The organism is Acinetobacter larvae (assembly GCF_001704115.1).
GTDB classification, from domain to species: Bacteria; Pseudomonadota; Gammaproteobacteria; order Pseudomonadales; family Moraxellaceae; genus Acinetobacter; species Acinetobacter larvae.
In genome coordinates this window covers 2,526,222-2,546,120 of record NZ_CP016895.1, presented here as the reverse complement: position 1 = coordinate 2,546,120, position 19,899 = coordinate 2,526,222, and the positions used below count along the sequence as shown (strand labels likewise).

The following is a 19,899-nucleotide window of genomic DNA, read 5'->3' as shown; positions in this document are numbered from 1 at the left end:
ATTATTTAATATCAATTTGTTCATTTTTGAATAAATGTATTTCTATATCATCTGATTGGACTGTTTCAAAGAATTCAGTATATCCTTTATCATCTGTAACACCTTCTACAATATTTCCATTGGGTAAAAATGCTGCATATTTGTGATTAGAAAAAATAACACCATTTTTATCTTTCATTAGATACCTCAAATTATATTTGTTTGTATCTCCTAGAACAGGAAGCTGAATAGCAGGGATGTTAACTTTTTCTCCTCCCTCAAAAACATGCTGTCCAGCTTTTACCTCAAATTTTCGAGGAGTGATGATGGTAATCCCATTTTCATCAATAATGATCTGCGATCCGCCTGCCATAGTATTATCCTTCTATTTATTGCTCTATTTTTTATAGTACACAAAAAATGACCAGTTCATCTCACTAATTCGTATGACTTTTATTTATGTTATACCAATAGAGGATGACACCATTGTTGAGACTGACAAGCATGAAGCTGATGCACGGCGATTGAGCAAGGCGTAGTCTGAGTAAATCAAGGTCAGCGAGAGTTTACGCTGACCTAATGTCGGTATTGCCGACATCAACTTACTCGGAAATTTGATACTAAAACTTGAATTAAGACTAAATATCTAATTTGTCAACCAAGACTTAGGACTAAAAATGGGATTTGTCAACCAAATGAAGCTACCAGTTTGTTCACATGGTCATCCCAATATTGTTGCGCATTCCGTGTTTCACCATCTTTGATATAAAGCCTATTCTCGATTAAGACCTTTACTTGTTCGGGCAAAACGACATCTTCAATCATATTCATTGCTTTGCGTAAATCATCAAATGGAACCTGAACATAACCATCGGTTACGTCATGCGAGTTATCTTCGACGGTATGGTTAATTAGGCGCTTAATGGTATAGCTGCCGATGGCTAGACTATTCGCGATTGAACTAAATGTACGGCGTAGATCGTGATAGGTGAACGTTATGCCTGATTTCTCAGCCACCTTGGCTCTAGCAATACGCCGATCAGTTAGGTGTGAATCAGCATTACGTCCAGGGAAAACATATTTAGAGGTTGAGCGCTTTTTACGTTCTTTTAAAATATGCAGCAGGGTATCGCCGATTGGCAAAGTTAAATCCTCGCCATTTTTAGTGTCAGTAACAGTAATGGTGCCATATTTCAAATCTACCTTGGACCATTCGATCCGCTCGGCTTCATCACGGCGAAAGCCAGTTAAAGCGATTAAAAACAAGAAATCCAGATTGGTATAGGCGAACATATCATTATTTTGGTGACCGACCCATTGCGTTGTTGCAACAGCCATAGCCCAGTCAGATTGCTGATCTGCACGAATATAAGTTTTTCTACGTTTAACTTTATTCCATGATTTCAATTCATAGAGAATTTTTACTGGGTTATCAGATGTGATTATATTTTTACCAGAATCATCAATGTAGTATTTTTTTGAATAATTAAAGAGAGCTGATAATAACTTCATGCTTAAGTTGGCTTGAGCCTTACCTGATGTCGAATCTGAAATTATTTTATGTTTGTCGCGCACCATTTTTTCAGTGAGCTTGGTAATTTTTAAATCTTTCCAGTCGACAAAATAATTTTCTATGCAATTCGTATATGATAATAAAGTTCTTTCTGCAAGTTCCTTGTTGGCTTTGTAGTTTTCAAAAGCTTCAAATAGACTCGGAATAGACTTTTCTAGATTATCTTGGGCAATTGTATCTGCCTTAGCCTTTCTTTTTTCTTCAACAGGGTCTATACCATTATCCATATCAATGAGTAGTTGCTTGGCAATTGTGCGTGCTTGCTCAAGTGTATATACACCATGCTTGCCGATAACCTTACGTTTAGGTTTGCCGTTTGGCATTTTCTTTTCTACAAAATAACTTTTAACACCACCAACGCATATACCAAAGCCAATAGTGACAGTATCTCTATACAGAATCTGCTTTGTTGGTGATAAATCTATAGAATCAATAAAAGTTTTAGTTAGTTTCTCATGAGGCATTTTAACAACCCGTAGCAATACGAAGCGATACATAGCAAGATTTTTGCGGTCTATTAATGGTATATTTATTGAGAAATTAAGCAAGAAGTATATTTTTGCGAAATACTTATTTAATTCAAGTTATTGTTTTTATTATAAAAAATATAGCTCCAGGATGCCGCTGTATGTCATTACCCTTGAACCCTAAAGTTCAAGGTGGACACGACGTGTATTTGCTGGGTTTCCTACTCGAGGTAGGCATACACTCTAAACACACAGATCGCATCCTAAGATGTAGATATCGGCTCAGGGGAATTTGACCCACTGGCGTACATCCCAGAGTTATATTGAGTATAACCAAACTCGCTGTATTAGCAAATCGATAATCTTGATTCAGAGCATAAAAATGATGGAATCATTAACTGATCGTACAAACAAAAATCATTTAAATGATTTTTTCTACATCATCAATAATATCGGCTAACAAGCGCTCGCAATGAGAATATTCTTGTAGTGAGCGATTCATGCTTAAAACTTCCTGCATCAATTCTAAGCCCACCATGATAACCAGTTTATTATGTTCAACATTGGGTGCTTTACGGCGAAATTCTTGGAATTTCTCATTTAATAGTTGACCGGCACGTTCAAGATCTGCTTTTTTCTCGGCAGAAGTTGCCAGACGAAAAGTTTGTTCGATTAGGCGGAGCTCTACCGTAACGACATCAGACATGCTTATACTTCCTCATGAGATTCTGTTGGATGTGCAAGCTGTTGAATTTCTTGCGCATGATGATCTTGTTCTGTGCCTAAAATGGCTAAGCGTTGGATAATGGCTTCAACTTTATTTTTAGCTTGATCATTTTTTTGAGCTAAGCGTTCGCGATCTTGTTGCAACTCAGCAATTTGTCGCTGTGCTTGTTGTTGTTCATGCAGTAATTGTTCTTTTAAAGTTCTTAAACTATTACGTTCAGCTAAAATTTCTTGGAAGCGGTTTTTCAAATCGGTACAACTTTTTTCTAAACGGCTATAACGTTCAGCAAGTGCTGTGGCATCATGATTGAGTTGTTGGTGCTGAGCTTTAAGCTTGGCGAGACTCTCAGTGAGCTCTTCGATTTGATCTTGCTTCTGCGTAATAATGCTATTTTTTTGCATGATTTGGGCAGCAGACTGTTGTTCACTGCTGGCTTTGTCTTTGAGCAATGATTGGTTTTCACTGTCTAAATGCCCAAGTCGTGTTTTTAATACTTCAATATGCGTTTGAAGACACTTTAATTGTTCTAACATAAGATGGTCGCACAGAGTCATAATCAACGTTAATATATAGAGAAGTATAGAGGTTGGAAAAACGAATGCAAGACGATATTTCTGGTTGGACACAATGGCAACAAAATTTTTCTACTATTGATGAGCTTAGTGGTCCAAGTGAGCTCCATGGATTATTAACGGGAATTCTCTGTGTAACCGATGCACCGAGTGCTGAACAATGGCAAATGATTTTAGCAAGTTTAAATATTCCAAGTCTTCCGGATGAAGCCTTGCGTTTGTTGACAGAAGAAGCTGAGGATTTGGCACATTTATTTGCTGAAGAAGATTATGATTTTTTTCCGATTTTACCAGATGATGAACATGGTCTTGCAGAGCGTGTACAAGCGTTAGCCGATTGGTGTGCTGGTGTTGTGCTCGGTTTTGGTTTGGCATCGGGGCATATTCGCCGTGATGAACAGGAGTGGATTGAACACTTGCAAGATGTTGCAGCTGTTGAATTTGCCGATGACGATGATGATGAAGAAGGTGAGTTAAGTTATCAGGAACTGCTCGAATTTGTACGTTTAGTACCTGCATCATTGTCGGTTGGACGGCAAAAAGTTGCAGTTGACCAAAGTACTTTGTTGAATCATATGCGTATGGCTGCAAATAAATTGCCAGAGCATGCTGCTAGCGAAGTCGTAGAAATGTATACACCTGATCGTCCCAGTTAGCATACTGCAATTTATCTCATTGCAGTTGCAATATTTAAACTGGAGCCAAATAGGCATTGTAGTGGCTTGATCTGTGATCAATTGCTGCAATGCTAAACAAAGACTTTTGCCTGATGGCATGATTTTACATATATTGAATTCATCTGATTTGTGGTCGATTAATACATCATGAAATTTTCCCAAGATATTTTTGAACAGCGGCGTGATCGTTTGGCACAGATGATGGGTGCTAATTGTATTGCAGTGATTGAAACCAGCCCGGTGGCGATGCGTAATCGTGATGCTGATTATAAATATCGGGGGGATAGTAGTTTTTATTATCTGACCGGTTTTACTGAACCTGAGGCTGTTGCTGTCATTGAGACCTTCGATACAGCTGAACAGTACTGTTATACATTATTTTGTCGTGAGCGCCATCATGAAATGGAAATTTGGAATGGTCGTCGGGCAGGGACAGCGGGTGCATTGGCAGATTATGCTGCACATGAAGCTTATGCAATTGAATTTTTAGATGAAAATATCATTGAGATGTTGCAAGCCAAAGAGCAGCTTTATTATCGTATTGGGCAACGCAGAGATTTTGATCATAAAGTCACAGATTGGCTGAGACAAACTGCTGAACAATATACGCCTGCCGCAGTACCTAAACAGTTAAGACAATTAGATGAAATTGTTGATGAGATGCGGGTGATCAAATCGGCAGATGAAATTGCCTGCATGGAAACAGCCGCAGCAATTAGTGTGCGTGCACATCAACGCGCTATGCAACAGGTCCGACCCGGCATGATGGAATATGCTTTGGAAGCTGAATTGAATTATATTTTTGCTCAGGCAGGCTGCGTACCCGCATATACCAGTATTGTGGGCGGTGGGGCTAATGCTTGCATTTTACATTATGTTGAAAATGATCAAGTTTTAAATGATGGTGATTTAGTTTTAATCGATGCTGGTTGTGAATATGCATATTATGCCGCCGATATCACGCGTACTTTCCCTGTAAATGGTAAGTTTAGCCCAGCACAAAAAGCTTTATATCAATTGGTTTTAGATGCACAGTTAGCAGCCATTGCTGCGGTACAAGTCGGTGCACATTATCATGCTCCGCATCAAGTGGTGGTTGAAATCTTGGTGAAAGGTTTAGTCACGCTCGGTTTATTACACGGTGATATCGATACATTGATTGAAGATGAAGCCTATCGCCGTTTTTATATGCATGGTACCGGGCATTGGTTAGGCATTGATGTGCATGATGTTGGTGCTTATAAGCAGCAGGGTGAATCGCGTCGATTAGAAGCGGGAATGGTTTTGACGATTGAGCCTGGTCTTTATATTGCTGAAGATGATGAAACAGTCGATGCAAAATGGCGTGGTATTGGTATTCGCATTGAAGACGATGTCTTGGTTACGGCTCAAGGTCCGCGAGTATTAACCGATCAAGTTGCTAAAAGTATTGATGAAATTGAACAATTGATGGCGCAGCATAAAGCAGCCACATGCTAGAATCAAAGCGCGAGCAATCGGCTCGGCGGAGGAGTGTTGAAGGTGCAACAACAAGTTATTATTGTCGGCGGTGGCATGGTGGGATTGAGTCTGGCCTTGATGTTGGCTAAAGCCAATATATCCGTCAAGATATTGGAAGCAATTCAGTATCCAACATTAAATACCCAAGAGCCTGTACCTTATCACTCGAGTTTTGATGCACGGAATACAGCGTTATCGCGTCGTAGCGTACAAATTTATCAAAACTTAAATCTGTGGGAAGCCTTACAACAGCATGCAGCGCCCATTCTTGAAGTGCAAATTACCGAACAAGGTAGTTTTGGTAAAGCACGATTATTGGCTGAGCAAGAAAAAGTCGAAAGTTTTGGTCAAGTGATTGAAAATGCTTGGTTAGGGCGGGTGTTATTACAGCAGGTTCGTGCGCATGCTGGGATTGAGCTGATTGATGGCGTAACGGTGCAGGGGCTGTGTCAAGATCATGATAAAGTTTATATTGAAGCTGTGCGTGCAGATCAACAAGCTTTATCCTTGGACAGCGATTTACTCATAGCTGCCGATGGTCGTGACTCAGTTTGTCGTCAAGCCTTAGGAATATCGGTCTCTGTGCATGATTATGATCAAGTGGCTTTAGTGACCGCTGTAGAGACCAGTAAAGCACATCATAATATTGGTTTTGAGCGTTTTAGCCCGCAAGGACCTTTGGCTTTATTGCCATTACCTGGAGAGTATCGCCGTTCAGTGGTCTGGCCGGTTGCCAAAGGTACTGAACAGCAATGGTTGGGTGAAGAGAACGATCAGCATTTTCTCGATGCATTACAACAGACCTATGGCGACCGTGCTGGTAAGTTTGTCAAAACAGGTAAACGCTCAAGCTTCCCTTTGTCGCAAGTTTTGGCTGAGCGTCAGGCAGTTGGGCGTGTGGTGTTGATGGGCAATGCGGCACATACCATTCATCCAGTAGCAGGACAAGGTTTTAATCTTTGTCTGCGAGATGCAGATGTATTGGTACGATATATCGCTGAACAATTACAAAGCCAACAAGACATAGGTGATCCAGCAATGTTACACGCCTATGCACAAGCACGTTTAACCGATCAACGTCGTGTGATTAAATTTTGTGATAGCGTAGTGCGCGGTTTTTCCAATCAAAATCCAGTATTAAAAGTACTTAGAAATACTGGATTATTGGCTTTCGACTTGATTCCTGGTGTAAAACCATTATTGGCCAACTACGCGATGGGGCTAAAAGCATGAGTGAAATGTTAGATGTGGTCATTGTCGGTGGTGGGCTGGTTGGAGGATTAACCGCGTTATTACTTGCTCAAGGTGGGGTGCAAGCCACAGTACTTGATGCTGCGCCTATTTTAGATGAAGCAACGATATTGGCTGAAAGTAATCCACGTGTTTTGGCCTTAAACCGAGCAACGCTACACCTATTACAACGCGTTGACGTCTGGTCTTCGGTACAACGTTTCATGCCCTATACCGGTATGCAAGTGTGGAATAAAAATGGTTATGGTGACATTCATTTTGGTCAAGCCAGCGCGCAGCGTCCCCATCTCCAACACAGTCTTGGGGCGATGGTTGAACCGAGCCTGTTAAATCTGGCTATTCAGCAAAAGATGCAACATCAGTTAAGCGACTACCGTAGTCAGGTGCGGGTGCAGCGTATTGAAAAAATTAATCATGGTTGGTTGGTGGTATTGCTTGATGGCACGGAACTGCGCACGAAATTGCTCATTGGCGCTGATGGTGCCAATTCATTTGTGCGTCAACAAGCTATGATTGATTTGGCGGTCTTGGATTATCAGCAAGCTGGCTTAACGTGTGCCATTCAGACCACAGCGCCACATCAGTTTGTTGCGCGGCAAATTTTCCTTGAGACTGGTCCATTGGCATTTTTGCCGATGCAAAGTCTTATTTCTGCAGAAGATCAACATTGGCTTTCTATTGTCTGGACTTTGCCAGATGACTATGCCGCTGAATATGCGCGTTATGATGATGCAAAATTCCTGCAATGTCTCACGCAGGCAAGTCAACATATGCTTGGACCTGTGCTGGCGGCAACGGCACGAGTACAATTTCCACTAAAAGCACGCCATGCACAGCATTATGTACAAGATGGTTTGGCTCTGCTTGGGGATGCCGCCCATGTGATTCATCCATTAGCGGGGCAAGGTGTCAATATTGGCTGTTTAGATGCCGCTGTATTGTGTGATTGTTTGTTACATGATTTACAGCGTGGTGCTTGGGCATATCCACAGACTTTACAGCGTTATCAGCACTTACGTAAAGGGCAGAATGAGATAATGATGCATAGTATGTCGGGTATTGGTTGGTTAGAGCGTCAGGCATTTTTTCCTATTATTTGGGCACGTAATGCAGGATTAAAATGTGTGGAACAACAGCCTCTGCTAAAAGATTTATTTATGTCGCGAGCGGATGGTCTGTATGCTCTAGAAAATACACGCTATGCGCCATAAGATGCTTGGTGTTATTTTTTGAGCAGTCGATTAAAAATTTTTACTAATTTGATTAAAAAAAACACGTTTTTGTTGTCTTAGACTCTAGTCGAAAATCAGAGAGCTTGATAAATTTCTCGTTAAATCAACACCTATATTATAGGCAAAAGTATTGCTGGGGAGTTTAAGATGACTGATGTAAATGATTACGATGAAAATGAAGAAAGCAGTGTCGATGATGACGAAGCCAAAGCCGCTGAGAAAGGCGCATCAGATAGTGAGCCTGCACTCTCTGATGCCGATTTAGCAGAGGCTGAAAGCTTGACGGTAACGGCAAAACAACGGCAACGCCAAGCTCTAGAAGATGAAATTGCTGCATTTTTGGCGAAAGGTGGGCAAATTACCCAAGTTCCTTCGGAAGAGTCTAACTAAGCGTGCATATGCTATCAGGGCTATCTCGATAGCCCTTTAACTTTTTCACCGCGCCGACGACATTTTAACCACAGCCGGTCACAGTATTGGGCCGGAGAAAGCTTTCAGCTTTAATCTTCTGCTTGATCTGGGCTATTTTGATCGAGTTCTAAAGCACGTTGATAGGCTATTTTCTTTTTAACTCCCAATAAGTCTGCTGCTAATTGTGCTGCTGCTTTGACTGACAGGTCTTGTCTTAAACGTCCTAATAGTTGATCAAGCGCATCATCTGTAACGGCTACCGGTTGGGTTAAGCCTGCAACAACCAACACAATTTCACCTTTTTGCTGATGTGGATCATTGCTCACAAACTGATAGAGTTCACCTAAAGTCATTTGTTTAATGGTTTCAAAAGTCTTGGTAATTTCGCGCGCTAAGCCGACACGACGATCCTCACCAAAAACCTGACACATATCTTTGAGACATGCCAAGATACGATGTGGGGCTTCATAAAAAATCATCGTGTGGGGCTGCTGTTGTAATTGTTCTAATTGCTGTAAACGTTGTGAAGCTTTTGCAGCAAGAAAACCCTCAAAACGGAAATGGTCACTGGGTAAGCCGACACTACTGAGTGCTGCTATTGCCGCACATGCACCAGGAATAGGAATCACACGAATATTGTTTTCTTGTGCGGCACGCACCAGTTTAAAACCCGGATCACTGATTAATGGTGTGCCAGCATCACTTACTAAAGCAATATCTTGTCCTTGTTTGAGTTTTTCAATGAGTTGTTGAATCACACTAGATTCATTGTGGTCGTGGCAAGCAGTCAGTGGCGTATCTATTTGATAATGTTTCATCAGTTGTGCAGATTGTCGTGTGTCTTCGGCTGCAATTAAATCGACAGATTTTAACACCTGCACTGCGCGGAAAGTCATATCGTCTAAGTGCCCGATAGGGGTTGCAACGACAAATAACTGGGCACTCATAAATCCTCTCCATACTTCATCTAAACCACTACACGATTACAAATCAAAGCGTCTATGCTGAGCAAAAATGAGCGCGCGTTTGTAATCCATAAAGCCGTTATTCTACCCGATTCGACTGCAATGGCGAGAAACTTCTAGGCAATCTGCATGATTTACAGGCATTAAGCCAGAATTTATGCAGTGTTTTGATGATATCTCGCAGTGGATATTTCATTACCGATGAATATTGCACCACCGCTGAATCATGCCTTGTAAGGTAAGCACTGCCGGTCGTGATTGATGAGTATCGGTATTAGGTATTGAGTATTAGGGATTGAGTATTAGGGATTAGGTGTATTGGGGGCTATTGGGGTGAATGTCGGAAGTCAAACCTTAAGCGCTCTTGGTATTCAGTGCGATCAGTATTCAGCTTGCTTGATAATAGATCCCTTTGGGTACTGATGAGGCATTGTGATGTTGTAGTAGCGGAGTCTAGTCGATGACAAAATTATCCAAACGTTCGTCAAGCTCTGATCGAGCCCCAGCGCAGCAAGTCGTTACAGCTGCAATCGTGCCCTCATTGGCACAGTGGTCAGAACAGTGTGCTGCTGAGTATTTACAATTGCAGGGTTATCACATGTTGCAACGCAACTATCATAGCCGTTATGGTGAAATCGATTTGATCATGTGTCGTGCCGATCAATTAGTATGTGTTGAAGTAAAAGCTCGTTCTACAGATGGATTTGGTGCGGCATGTGAAATGCTTAATGATCGTAAGCAAATAAAAATATATAAGACAGCCTTATCTTTTTTAGCGCAGTACCCTAAATATGGAGAATATAATGTACGTTTTGATCTGATTTGTTTTGATTTATCGAAAGAAATTGCAAAAAATGTACAGTATCGCTTTGCCAAGCGTACATATGATTTATGCTGGATTGAAAACGCATTTACTTTAGATGCGGACTTGATTAATCTGTGTTGAGATACAGCACTTTATGACAGTAATGATCGAAAATTACGTTTATTAGAATATTTAGGAGTCGAACTGCGTGTTTAAGCCGATTGCGATAGCACTAATTTGTGTTGCTAGTTTATCTGGATGTACGAGCTTCATTTCAGGCGGTACAGGAACTCAACCTGTAGGGACTGAAAGTGGTGTTCGATCATTAGGTCAAGTATTTATAGACAATTCTATTCAACGTACCGCTAAAATTAACCTGTATAAACTCGATACGCGTTTTAAGCAGTCGCGGGTGAATATCAATAGTTTCCACAGTAATGTACTTTTAACTGGACAAGTGCCGGATGAGCATTTGAAACAGTTGGCAGAAGATAATGTACGCTCCATGAGCGATGTGAAAACCGTACATAACTATATTACGGTTGGACCGCAGATCGGTTATAGCACCATTATGCAAGATACCACTGTAACAGCAAATACGCGCGGTTTAGTGATGAAAGCTCCCGTTATTTCGGACAGTAAGGTGCTGTTACATACCGAGGATGGTGTGCTGTATGTGATGGGACGTTTAAACAATGCTGAGATTACCGATCTCAATGATGTCCTACAAAAAGTGGGGAATGTCACCAAGATCGTAACTTTGGTCGATAACACGCAACAAGCAACCGCTGTTGACGTCCAACCACAAGTACAAACGCCTTATGCAATTGATCCAAATACCAATATAGAAACAGCACCGAATGCTCAAATTCAACCTTAAGCCCGATCAAGTCCGTCGGCAAGTTTTGCTTCAAGTCGCTAAACTGAAACGTTTGAAGCAAAACTTTAGAGCCTATGATTTAGCCCGTGTGGCATTAAATAAATTCAGTGCAGCAGGACATTATCAAGTACAGCAGAATATTGCTTATGGTTTTAAGGCACGGCAACGCTTAGATTTATATTTGAGTAACAATGTGTCGCAACACCATGGTCAACGCCAAGCCAAAGGGTTAGTGATCTTTGTTTATGGTGGGGCATGGCAACATGGCAGCCGTCAAGACTATATCTTTGTTGCTGAAGCCTTAACCCGCCATGGTTATGATGTGGCAATCATCGATTATCAATTGGCACCGCAGCATAAATTTCCAAGTTATGTCGACGATCTGGCTTTGGCTATTCGCTATCTTCAAGATAAACAGCAACAGTATGCTATCGCTGCCGAGCGTCTGGCATTATTGGGACATTCCGCCGGGGCGTTTAACTGCATGAGCTTGCTTTATCATCCACGTTATCAAGATGCTGATTTTCAAGCACATATTGCAGCAGTGATCGGAATAGCTGGACCTTATCATTTTGATTATGTCGGTGACCGATTAGCTGAGGATGCATTTGATCAGCAGGTATCCTATCAACAGGTGATGCCTTATTATTTTGTACGTCCGCATCAAGCACGGCATTATTTGTTGCTTGCCCCCTATGATCGCGTGGTGGCGGCACAAAACAGCTATGACATGCAACAACAGTTGTTGGCACAACAAAATCATTGTCAGTTACAGCAGATTGCACATACTGGACATGTCACGATTATGGGCAGTATGGCGAGCATTTTTTCACGATTTTTCAATACCCAACAACGTGTTATTGCCGCTTTAGATGAAAGTTTTGCATTATTCAATGACCAAGCTAGCGATAAAAAATCGGCTTAGCTTAATTTTTACTGTGACTGCTTTGCCATTGTGCGTGCCCGTGTAGCACATGTTCAATCATGGCATGTGCAATACTGCCAGCGACAGGAATAGTCGGAAGATGGTTAAATTTGAAGAAGCGTGCATCACTGATCTCATCACGTTGTAGCTTGATTTCACCTGAGTCATATTCAGCTTGAAAGGCAAGCATGAGATTGCTGGGGAATGGCCAGGGTTGGCTGGCTAAATATCGAATATTTTTTAGTTTTAATCCGACTTCCTCAAAGGTTTCGCGTTGTACAGCTTCTTCCAGTGTTTCGCCAACCTCAACATAGCCCGCGATGAGCCCATAGATGTTATTGCTGGCTTTGGCATTTTTGGCTAATAAAATTTCATCTTCTCCACGCGTGATCACAGTAATGACACAAGGTTGCACACGCGGATATTGGTGATAGCGACAATTGGGGCAGACCATGGCGTATTCACGTTTATGTACATGGGTTTCATAACCACAATGACTACAAAAACGGTGGTTACGACGCCATTCTAATAGCTGTACGGCACGGCTGGCTTGTTCAAACTCTGTTTTGGTCCATTGTGAGATTAACTGTCGAATGGGAACGAGTTGGTAGCCTTCAGGAATCGGTTCTAGATCAAGTAAGTCCCGGGCAATGACACGATCACCCGTGCTTAAGAATTGATTCGGGTCAAACTCGAGCAGACGCGGAAGTTGTAAGTTATGATCGACTAATAATTGATGGTGATGAAAAATATAGGCGACGGCGAGTTCAGACATAATAAACCATGTATATCAGTATTTTTAAGTGAGGCGGTGACTAGCATAAATCGTGTTGCAATCACGCTCAAGTGAAAGTACACGATTTATGCTTTATAACGAGATCGGGATTTCTCGTACTGCATCGGCTGCTTTAGCTGTTATGGCTATTTTGTGCAAATAAACAAGCTTTGTCATTTTTTTCTTGGTATTTCTCCATCCATTGTTGATGTGCAGCAAGTTCTTCCGCAGAAGGTGCAATATAAGCCAACTGGTATTGGCTATAACTGGTCTGCTGCTGACCATGTTCATGGTCATGCTCAGTTTGGCTTAGGGCATCAATATCAAAAGCGACCTGACCACCCGTCATAGCCAGATAGACATCTGCTAGAATTTCGGCATCCAGTAAAGCGCCGTGGAAGGTACGGTCACGCTGAATAATATCGTAACGACGTACCAAAGCATCTAGAGAGTTTTTTTGCCCAGGATGTTTGTGTTTTGCCATTGCGAGGGTGTCAACAACTTCGCATACGCTTGATAATGCAGGGAGTTTACAACGTTGAAACTCTGCATCTAGGAAGTTCATATCGAAGCTGGCATTGTGGGCAATAATCTCGGCGCCCTTGAGGTATGCAAATGCGGTTTGGGCGATTTCTGCAAAACGTGGTTTACCCACCAAAAATTCATCGCTAATACCATGCACATTGACTGAATCACCGACAGCTTTGTCAGGCTGAATATAGATGTGAATAGAGCTACCCGTTAACTTACGGTTAATCATTTCAATGGCGCCAATCTCAATAATACGATCGCCATCTTGATAATAAAAACCAGTGGTTTCGGTATCGAGAATGAGCTGACGTGGACCGTCCAAACTGATGTTGGCTGCTGTGATATGAATGGCTGGATGGATGTCACTGTTGTCCGTCGTCATTTGACCGATGTCAGTTGTCTCCTGACTTGCTGCTGTAGGCACAGCTAAATGACTTGAAGAAGATTCTGTTTCAAACGATGCTGCTGAGTCTGAGTCTGAGTCTGAGTCTGAGTCGGTCTGTTCCGTGGGCTCTGCTGTTGCTGTTACTGCGTGAGCTGTCGCTGTGGCAAGTGTCGTGCTTGCTTTTTCTGCCGCTATCTCTGTAGCTGGCGTTTCTGCGGCAATTGTATCCGCTGTTGATTCAGCTATAGCGTCATTGTCGAGTAAATCAAAGCCAAAAGGATCATCTAATAACCAGTCATTTTCAATTTTTTTTTTGTCTGTTGTTTTTGTTGCTTCTGCTGCTGAAGCGGGCGTTGGTACAGCCTGTACTGGGTTGAAAGCATAGCGCTGTTGTATTGCTGCGGTCATGGCTGTGCTGTTTTGCGCTGTTAAGATTGGGTTTGGGCTTGCAGATTGGGCTGCGGCAGCGGCTAAGTCTGCGCCTTGATTGGCTAAACGGTCAGCCGTTTCGTTGCCAGCATGACCGGCATGTCCCTTGACCCAATTCCATTCGATATCACGACCTTGGCAAACTTGGTCAAGCTGTTGCCAAAGTTCTGGGTTTTTTACATTTTTCCAGTTTTTATTTTTCCAACTGCTAATCCATTCTGTAATACCGCGTTTTACATAGTTAGAATCGGTCCAAATCACCAACTGGGCATCGGCAGCACAGTATTGAATACCTTCGATCGCAGCCTGTAGTTCCATACGGTTATTGGTGGTCTGTAGGGCACCACCACATAGCTCATGTTGTTGCTCTGGTGTTAGAATGAGCGCACCCCATCCGCCAAGCCCTGGATTACCTCGGCAAGCGCCATCAACATAAAGTACGATTTTTTCAGACATATTTTGAACCAATGCGATAAAAATTAGGGTTGATCACAATCAACGTAGAATTTATTGTATACGCAAATAAACCCATTCAGAGCATGAACCGAAATTATTTTAATTTTTTGTAACATTTATATGCAATTGACATGAAATGATTGCCTTGTTTAAGCATTACGCTACTCTAAAATGTCACAGAGAAAATAATTGACGCGTGTTGTACGGAACCTTATATGTATAAACCTAGCTCAGTAGTGTCTCAGCCTACTGCACACATTATATTTAAATTATCTATACTTGCTTCTGCTCTTACAGCTGTAATGCTTAGCACTGGATGCTCAACGACACCAACAACAACGACAGTGAGCCAACAACCCAGTGGATTATTAGATGCTAACAGCCTGAACTCCTTAGAAGATTTATTATTTGCCACAGATATGCGCGCAGTTGAAGGGGATCGCCTACAAATTTTAAAACATGGTGATGTCTGGAAGCGAATGACCGTTGGTTTTAAAATGGATACCAATCATTGGGATGCACGGATCGATGCACAGCGGAGCTGGTTTATTTCACGTCAACCTTATCTCGATCGATTGAGTGCACGCGCATCGCGTTATTTATATTACACGGTAAAAGAAGCTGAACGCCGTGGTATGCCGACAGAGTTAGCGTTATTACCGATTATTGAAAGTTCATATGATCCTGCGGCGACCAGTAGTGCTGCTGCAGCGGGTTTATGGCAGTTTATCCCATCTACTGGGCGTATTTATGGTTTAAGACAAACCAGTCAATATGATGGTCGTCGCGATGTTGTTGAATCAACCCGCGCAGCCTATGAGTTCCTCGGAAGTTTATATAATCAATTTGGTTCTTGGGAATTGGCACTGGCTGCCTATAATGCCGGCCCTGGTCGTATCCAACAGGCAATTAACCGTAACCAAGCTGCAGGTTTACCAACAGATTATTGGTCATTGCGCTTACCACAAGAAACCATGAACTATGTGCCGCGTTTTTTAGCTGTTGCACAGATTATCAAAGAGCCTAAGCGTTATGGTGTGAGTTTACCGCCTATTGCCAACCGCCCGCACTTTAGAGAAGTGACGGTACCCGCCGGTGCACAACTCAATCAAATCAGTAGTATTACTGGTTTAAGTCGTGCAGAACTCTATGCGCTAAACCCTGGGCATCGTGCTGAAATGATTGATCCAGAAAGCCCGCGCCGAATTTTAATTCCAGCAGATTTAAATCCAACCATTGATGCCAAATTGAAGTCCTTGCAAACGGGTACCAGTGGCTATTGGGCAAATAATAATAACAGCACCGTCACTACAACTACGAGCTCAACCAGCACGCCACAGGCGGGTGTGGTCATTCAGGTGACACCTGGCAATAGCACCACCACCGCAGCAGCGAAACCCAATAGCACGCCGTCTTATATGACGACTACACCAAGCACACAGACCTTAGCCACAAGCAGCAAACCGACAGCAACACCAAGTACAACGCCAAGCACTGCGGCAGGCAGCATAAGCACCAGTAGTACCGTACCAACGACATTACAGCGTACACCACAAGGTGCAGAAGCCTTGGCAGCATTTGCCAATAATGCCGCTGTCCCTAGTGCACCACGTATTCCTGTTGCGGTCACTCCGGCAAGCAATGTGCAACCAATTCGCACTGAACCGCCGATTAGCGCACGCGAACGTGATCAGATCAGTGCTGGTTTTATTGCAGCATCTAAACTACAACAGCCTGAAGTGAGTGCTGCCGAAAAAGAACAGGTTGTGAAAGAACTGACCGCACTGGCACCGAAAGGCACCGAGGTGGTTGATCCACTAGATGGCAAAATTAAGCTCACGGCGATTCAAACCAGTCAATCGGTGGCTGAGCAACAAGGGAAAGATGTCAGTGTAGCCTTTGCTTATCCAAAAAGCGTTGCGGAGAATACCCCACGTGATTCCATCGAAGCCAAAATGAATAGCAATAAGGTATTTGAAAAAACGGCTGATGATGTTGTGGTTACACCGCCTAAAGGTAAGCGTAGTACGTATATCGTCGTTGCTGGCGATACCTTGGCGATTATTGCCACTAAAAATGGCGTCAACTGGCGTGATATTGCGGCATGGAACCAAATTGATCCAAGTGGCACGCTATATGCAGGCACAACCTTATATCTTTATGATGCCAAGCCAGTTGCAAGTGTGAGTAATACCACAAGTAATACGGTCAGCAATAAGTCGTCAGACAAGCCGAGTCAATATGTAGTACAGCCCAATGACAGCTTAACTGGTGTAGCCAATCAATTTGGCTTAACTGTACAACAGTTGGCGCAATATAATGATTTAAATGTCACCAGCAATTTATTTGTGGGACAGAAGCTCAAATTGCAGCCGAGTGCAGAGCCACGTAATCATGCGACCAATACGCATAGCCAAAACACAAGTAACGCAAACAGCAGCAACTCAAACAGTAGTACTGCTCGCGCGCCTGAACGTCCACAGATTAAAACCAAAGTCTATACGGTCAAACGAGGTGAGTATTTTAAAATGATTGCCGATCGTTACGGTTTATCATTGCAAGAGCTTGCCAGTTTAAATGACAAAGTTGATGTTTCTCAGCCCTTGTTGGTTGGCCAAAAGCTCAATGTGCCATTGCAAGAAGTTGCCACGAACAATGCCAGTAATAATAGTGCAAACAACAGCAATGCTGGCGCTGATCGTCAAGCCAAGAACAATAAAACACCGGATTATTATGTTGTGCAACCCGGTGATAGTTTAACGGCCATTGCTGATCGCTTTAATCTGCCGTTGAGCCGTTTGGCTGCATTGAATGGGCTTGCGAGCAATGCTGGAGTATTTGTCGGGCAAAAATTAAAACTTACGGGCGAAGTGGTCGAAAATACGGCAAACAGCAAAAATATGAAAACTGAAAAAGCACAGCCTACTACTCTACGTACGCAAACGCATGTGATTAAGGCAGGCGAGTCTTTGGCGAGTATTTCTGCCAAATATAATATGCAGATTACCGATTTAACCGAATTGAATAATCTAAGCATTCAATCCAGTATTCATCCCGGTCAGCGTATTAAAGTTGCGGCAGGCAATGAGCCGGTAGCCAGCAAAGCGGAGCGTAGCACTCCAGCCAACAACAGTATGACGAGTGTGAATAATACGAGTGCGAAGCCTGTGGTAAATAGTAAAAATACTGAAAAATATGTGGTCAAAGCAGGGGAATCATTGACCAGTATTGCCGCTCGCATTGGTGTAAGTGTACAGAGCTTGGCAGAGCTCAATCAGTTAAAAACCAATAGCCAATTACGCCGTGGTCAAAACATTTTATTGCCTAAGACCACGACGCAGTACAAAGTAAAAAGTGGTGATTCATTAATTCGTTTGGCTGCACGTCATGGGATTGAAGTACAGCAATTGGCTGAGATGAATAATATCAAGCCGAATGCTGCACTGAAGATCGGTGATGTAATCACGATACCGAACTAACCTATTTTATGCCGATTGTACTGTGTACTTTACAGCGCCTCATGTCAGGGGTGCTGTTGCTGTTTGCAACACTATTTGCAACTTTAACCCATGCGGCTTGGCAGCAATATGCTTATTTAGCCATGCATGGTGAAACACCGCGTTATTTGGGTGTTGGTGCCATGCCTTATGCCAATGCCCATGCTCCCAAAGGCGGTATTCTCATTCGTTCAGCGCCGGGAACTTTTGATAATCTCAATAGTATGAATGGGGCAGGCAGTTATACCGAAGGGGTGAATTTTTTATTTGACTCATTAATGGCGCGCTCTTTAGATGAAGCAGGGGTGATGTATCCCTTGTTGGCAGAAAAAGTTAGCTATGACGCAGATAATCTGCAAGAGATTATTTTTCATCTTAATCCTCAGGCGAGTTTTAGTGACGGCAGTCCAGTTACAGCCGAAGATGTTCAATTTACCTTTGAGATTTATCAGAGCAAAGCCAATCTCGGCTTACAAATGTATATTTCAGATTTGGCAAAAACCGAAGTGCTGTCAAAATACCAAGTCAAAATGATTTTTAAGTCGAAGCATAATACCGAGTTGCCTAGTATTTTGGCAGAGTTACCGATCTACTCTAAAGCAGATTGGCAAAATAAAGATTTTAGTCGAATTAGCCTGAGCCCGATTTTAGGTTCAGGACCCTATGTGATTGCACGTATCGATCCCGGTCGTAGCATTACCTATAAACGTAATCCACAGTATTGGGCACGGGATTTAGCCGTGAATCGTGGGCGGTATAATTTTGATTATCTCAAATATATTTATTACCGCAGTACCGAGATGAGCTATGAAGGTTTTAAAGCAGGGCAATTTAGTTTAAGAGAAGAAAATAGCGCTAAACGTTGGATGACCGGATATCAGTTTCCGGCGGCACAACAGGGTTTAATTGAAAAATACCAGCATCGTAGTCGTAATCCGGTAACGACCCAAAGTTATGTGTTTAATATGCGCCGTGCGCCTTTTGATAATATTTTACTGCGCCAAGCCATTAGTTATGCCTATGATTTTGAATGGATGAATAAATCCATGTTCTATGGGCAGTATCAGCGTTTAAATAGTTTTTTTCAAAATAGTGAGCTTGCAGCCACTGGACCTGCAAGTGCTGCAGAACGCGAGATTTTAACGCCTTATCTGAGGCAGTTAAATCCAGTACAACGTGCTGGGGTATTGATCGATTGGCAAGCGCCTGTTTCGGATGGCAGTGGCTATAACCGTGCAGCCTTATTACAGGCTCGACAATTGTTACAACAAGCAGGTTATCAGGTGAAGCAGGGACGTTTGGTTGACGGCAAAGGGCAGGCATTGCAGTTTGAGATCTTGGTGCATCAACAAAACCTGATACGAACCATGATGCCATTTGTGCGTAATCTCAAAAAATTAGGCATCAACGCGACAGTACGTCAAGTCGATGTTCCACAATATCTAGAGCGTATTCGTCGTTATGATTTTGATATGACGTCTTTGGCGATGCCGCAGTCGCTGAGTCCTGGTAATGAACAAGCCCAAATGTGGGGGTCGCAAGCGGCGGATGAGATCGGCAATTATAATTTATCAGGCATTAAAAACCCGGTGATTGATCAGGTGATTGCCAAAATTATTCAAGCCCCGAATCGCGAACAGCAGGTGTTATATACCAAAGTGTTAGATCGATTATTACGCGCAGGTTATTACCAGATTTTGGGCTATAGTAAAGCCGATAGTTGGTTTGTTTCGTGGAAGATGTATCAACGTCCGCAACGTGCACCGCAATTGAGTAGTGGGATTGAGTATTGGTGGTCAGATCCACAACAGGCAGCGCGGGTGGTGGGCTATTTGGGCAAAAATGCCATGCAACCCTAAGGA

At 42.7% G+C, this 19,899-nt stretch carries 17 protein-coding genes and 1 other RNA gene; 10 read left to right on the top strand and 8 right to left on the bottom strand.

The genetic code is table 11. The features are described 5' to 3' along the window. Window position 1: 1 nt before the first annotated feature. The 5 genes from BFG52_RS11415 to BFG52_RS11395 form a co-directional block, all read right to left on the bottom strand. Window positions 2–352, bottom strand: coding sequence for a hypothetical protein (locus BFG52_RS11415; protein WP_067556235.1), 351 nt, complete (start codon window positions 350–352; stop codon window positions 2–4). Window positions 353–666: 314 nt separating this feature from the next. After that, a complete protein-coding gene (locus BFG52_RS11410) occupies window positions 667–2,016 on the bottom strand; it encodes a tyrosine-type recombinase/integrase (RefSeq protein ID WP_179946357.1) in 1,350 nt (449 codons plus the stop codon). Window positions 2,017–2,158: 142 nt separating this feature from the next. Continuing rightward, window positions 2,159–2,341: non-coding RNA, 6S RNA (gene ssrS / locus BFG52_RS11405), on the bottom strand. Window positions 2,342–2,440: 99 nt separating this feature from the next. After that, window positions 2,441–2,725: a cell division protein ZapA gene (locus BFG52_RS11400; RefSeq protein ID WP_067556230.1), complete on the bottom strand. Its 285-nt coding sequence runs from the start codon at window positions 2,723–2,725 to the stop codon at window positions 2,441–2,443. 2 nt (window positions 2,726–2,727) lie between these two features. After that, a complete protein-coding gene (locus BFG52_RS11395) occupies window positions 2,728–3,279 on the bottom strand; it encodes a hypothetical protein (RefSeq protein WP_067556228.1) in 552 nt (183 codons plus the stop codon). 65 nt (window positions 3,280–3,344) lie between these two features. Between BFG52_RS11395 and BFG52_RS11390 the strand changes: the two genes are divergently transcribed. The 5 genes from BFG52_RS11390 to BFG52_RS11370 all read left to right on the top strand — a co-directional run bounded on the left by BFG52_RS11390 (window position 3,345) and on the right by BFG52_RS11370 (window position 8,368). Continuing rightward, a complete protein-coding gene (locus tag BFG52_RS11390) occupies window positions 3,345–3,974 on the top strand; it encodes a UPF0149 family protein (protein ID WP_067556225.1) in 630 nt (209 codons plus the stop codon). A gap of 168 nt (window positions 3,975–4,142) precedes the next feature. Next, on the top strand, window positions 4,143–5,474 hold the full coding sequence (locus BFG52_RS11385; RefSeq protein WP_067556222.1) for an aminopeptidase P N-terminal domain-containing protein: 1,332 nt from the start codon (window positions 4,143–4,145) through the stop codon (window positions 5,472–5,474). Window positions 5,475–5,516: 42 nt separating this feature from the next. Continuing rightward, window positions 5,517–6,728 carry a 2-octaprenyl-6-methoxyphenyl hydroxylase gene (gene ubiH, locus BFG52_RS11380; RefSeq protein ID WP_067556219.1) on the top strand — a complete coding sequence of 404 codons (1,212 nt, stop codon included), beginning with the start codon at window positions 5,517–5,519 and terminating at the stop codon, window positions 6,726–6,728. Further along, a complete protein-coding gene (locus BFG52_RS11375; RefSeq protein WP_067556216.1) occupies window positions 6,725–7,957 on the top strand; it encodes an FAD-dependent monooxygenase in 1,233 nt (410 codons plus the stop codon). The genes ubiH and BFG52_RS11375 overlap by 4 nt, the downstream gene beginning before the upstream one ends. A gap of 168 nt (window positions 7,958–8,125) precedes the next feature. Next, window positions 8,126–8,368: a hypothetical protein gene (locus tag BFG52_RS11370; protein WP_067556213.1), complete on the top strand. Its 243-nt coding sequence runs from the start codon at window positions 8,126–8,128 to the stop codon at window positions 8,366–8,368. A 110-nt stretch (window positions 8,369–8,478) separates the two neighbouring features. On the opposite strand, the gene rsmI is transcribed toward BFG52_RS11370, so the two are convergent. Continuing rightward, window positions 8,479–9,336, bottom strand: a complete 858-nt coding sequence (gene rsmI, locus BFG52_RS11365) for a 16S rRNA (cytidine(1402)-2'-O)-methyltransferase (protein ID WP_067556210.1) — start codon at window positions 9,334–9,336, stop codon at window positions 8,479–8,481. A 478-nt stretch (window positions 9,337–9,814) separates the two neighbouring features. Between rsmI and BFG52_RS11360 the strand changes: the two genes are divergently transcribed. The 3 genes from BFG52_RS11360 (at window position 9,815) to BFG52_RS11350 (ending at window position 11,964) form a co-directional block, all read left to right on the top strand. Next, a complete protein-coding gene (locus BFG52_RS11360) occupies window positions 9,815–10,300 on the top strand; it encodes a YraN family protein (RefSeq protein ID WP_081408694.1) in 486 nt (161 codons plus the stop codon). A gap of 67 nt (window positions 10,301–10,367) precedes the next feature. Beyond that, entirely contained in the window at window positions 10,368–11,039 is a 672-nt protein-coding gene (locus BFG52_RS11355; protein ID WP_067556207.1) for a BON domain-containing protein, read from the top strand. Beyond that, entirely contained in the window at window positions 11,020–11,964 is a 945-nt protein-coding gene (locus BFG52_RS11350) for an alpha/beta hydrolase (RefSeq protein ID WP_067556204.1), read from the top strand. The genes BFG52_RS11355 and BFG52_RS11350 overlap by 20 nt, the downstream gene beginning before the upstream one ends. Before the next feature lies 1 nt (window position 11,965). Here the strand turns inward: BFG52_RS11350 and nudC are convergent, their stop codons facing one another. Together nudC and dnaQ are read right to left on the bottom strand one after the other, a co-directional pair. Further along, the gene (nudC, locus tag BFG52_RS11345; protein ID WP_067556201.1) at window positions 11,966–12,739 is read right to left on the bottom strand and encodes an NAD(+) diphosphatase; all 774 of its coding nucleotides are present in this window, start codon (window positions 12,737–12,739) and stop codon (window positions 11,966–11,968) included. Window positions 12,740–12,872: 133 nt separating this feature from the next. Next, window positions 12,873–14,540 carry a DNA polymerase III subunit epsilon gene (gene dnaQ / locus BFG52_RS11340; RefSeq protein WP_067556198.1) on the bottom strand — a complete coding sequence of 556 codons (1,668 nt, stop codon included), beginning with the start codon at window positions 14,538–14,540 and terminating at the stop codon, window positions 12,873–12,875. A gap of 215 nt (window positions 14,541–14,755) precedes the next feature. Here dnaQ and BFG52_RS11335 point away from each other — a divergent pair, with 215 nt between their 5' ends. Both BFG52_RS11335 and BFG52_RS11330 read left to right on the top strand, forming a co-directional pair. Further along, entirely contained in the window at window positions 14,756–18,019 is a 3,264-nt protein-coding gene (locus tag BFG52_RS11335) for a lytic transglycosylase (protein WP_067556195.1), read from the top strand. A gap of 41 nt (window positions 18,020–18,060) precedes the next feature. Next, entirely contained in the window at window positions 18,061–19,896 is a 1,836-nt protein-coding gene (locus BFG52_RS11330; protein WP_067556193.1) for an extracellular solute-binding protein, read from the top strand. Window positions 19,897–19,899: the final 3 nt, after the last annotated feature.

Bases quoted from the DNA above. Each gene is read 5' to 3' on its own strand.
- BFG52_RS11335 (WP_067556195.1), top strand. From the start codon at position 14,756: ATGTATAAACCTAGCTCAGTAGTGTCTCAGCCTACTGCACACATTATA.
- BFG52_RS11350 (WP_067556204.1), top strand. From the start codon at position 11,020: ATGCTCAAATTCAACCTTAAGCCCGATCAAGTCCGTCGGCAAGTTTTG.
- BFG52_RS11375 (WP_067556216.1), top strand. From the start codon at position 6,725: ATGAGTGAAATGTTAGATGTGGTCATTGTCGGTGGTGGGCTGGTTGGA.
- BFG52_RS11390 (WP_067556225.1), top strand. From the start codon at position 3,345: ATGCAAGACGATATTTCTGGTTGGACACAATGGCAACAAAATTTTTCT.
- BFG52_RS11415 (WP_067556235.1), bottom strand. From the start codon at position 352: ATGGCAGGCGGATCGCAGATCATTATTGATGAAAATGGGATTACCATC.
- BFG52_RS11395 (WP_067556228.1), bottom strand. From the start codon at position 3,279: ATGTTAGAACAATTAAAGTGTCTTCAAACGCATATTGAAGTATTAAAA.
- nudC (WP_067556201.1), bottom strand. From the start codon at position 12,739: ATGTCTGAACTCGCCGTCGCCTATATTTTTCATCACCATCAATTATTA.
- BFG52_RS11400 (WP_067556230.1), bottom strand. From the start codon at position 2,725: ATGTCTGATGTCGTTACGGTAGAGCTCCGCCTAATCGAACAAACTTTT.
- BFG52_RS11370 (WP_067556213.1), top strand. From the start codon at position 8,126: ATGACTGATGTAAATGATTACGATGAAAATGAAGAAAGCAGTGTCGAT.
- BFG52_RS11330 (WP_067556193.1), top strand. From the start codon at position 18,061: ATGTCAGGGGTGCTGTTGCTGTTTGCAACACTATTTGCAACTTTAACC.
- BFG52_RS11410 (WP_179946357.1), bottom strand. From the start codon at position 2,016: ATGCCTCATGAGAAACTAACTAAAACTTTTATTGATTCTATAGATTTA.
- BFG52_RS11385 (WP_067556222.1), top strand. From the start codon at position 4,143: ATGAAATTTTCCCAAGATATTTTTGAACAGCGGCGTGATCGTTTGGCA.
- dnaQ (WP_067556198.1), bottom strand. From the start codon at position 14,540: ATGTCTGAAAAAATCGTACTTTATGTTGATGGCGCTTGCCGAGGTAAT.
- BFG52_RS11360 (WP_081408694.1), top strand. From the start codon at position 9,815: ATGACAAAATTATCCAAACGTTCGTCAAGCTCTGATCGAGCCCCAGCG.
- rsmI (WP_067556210.1), bottom strand. From the start codon at position 9,336: ATGAGTGCCCAGTTATTTGTCGTTGCAACCCCTATCGGGCACTTAGAC.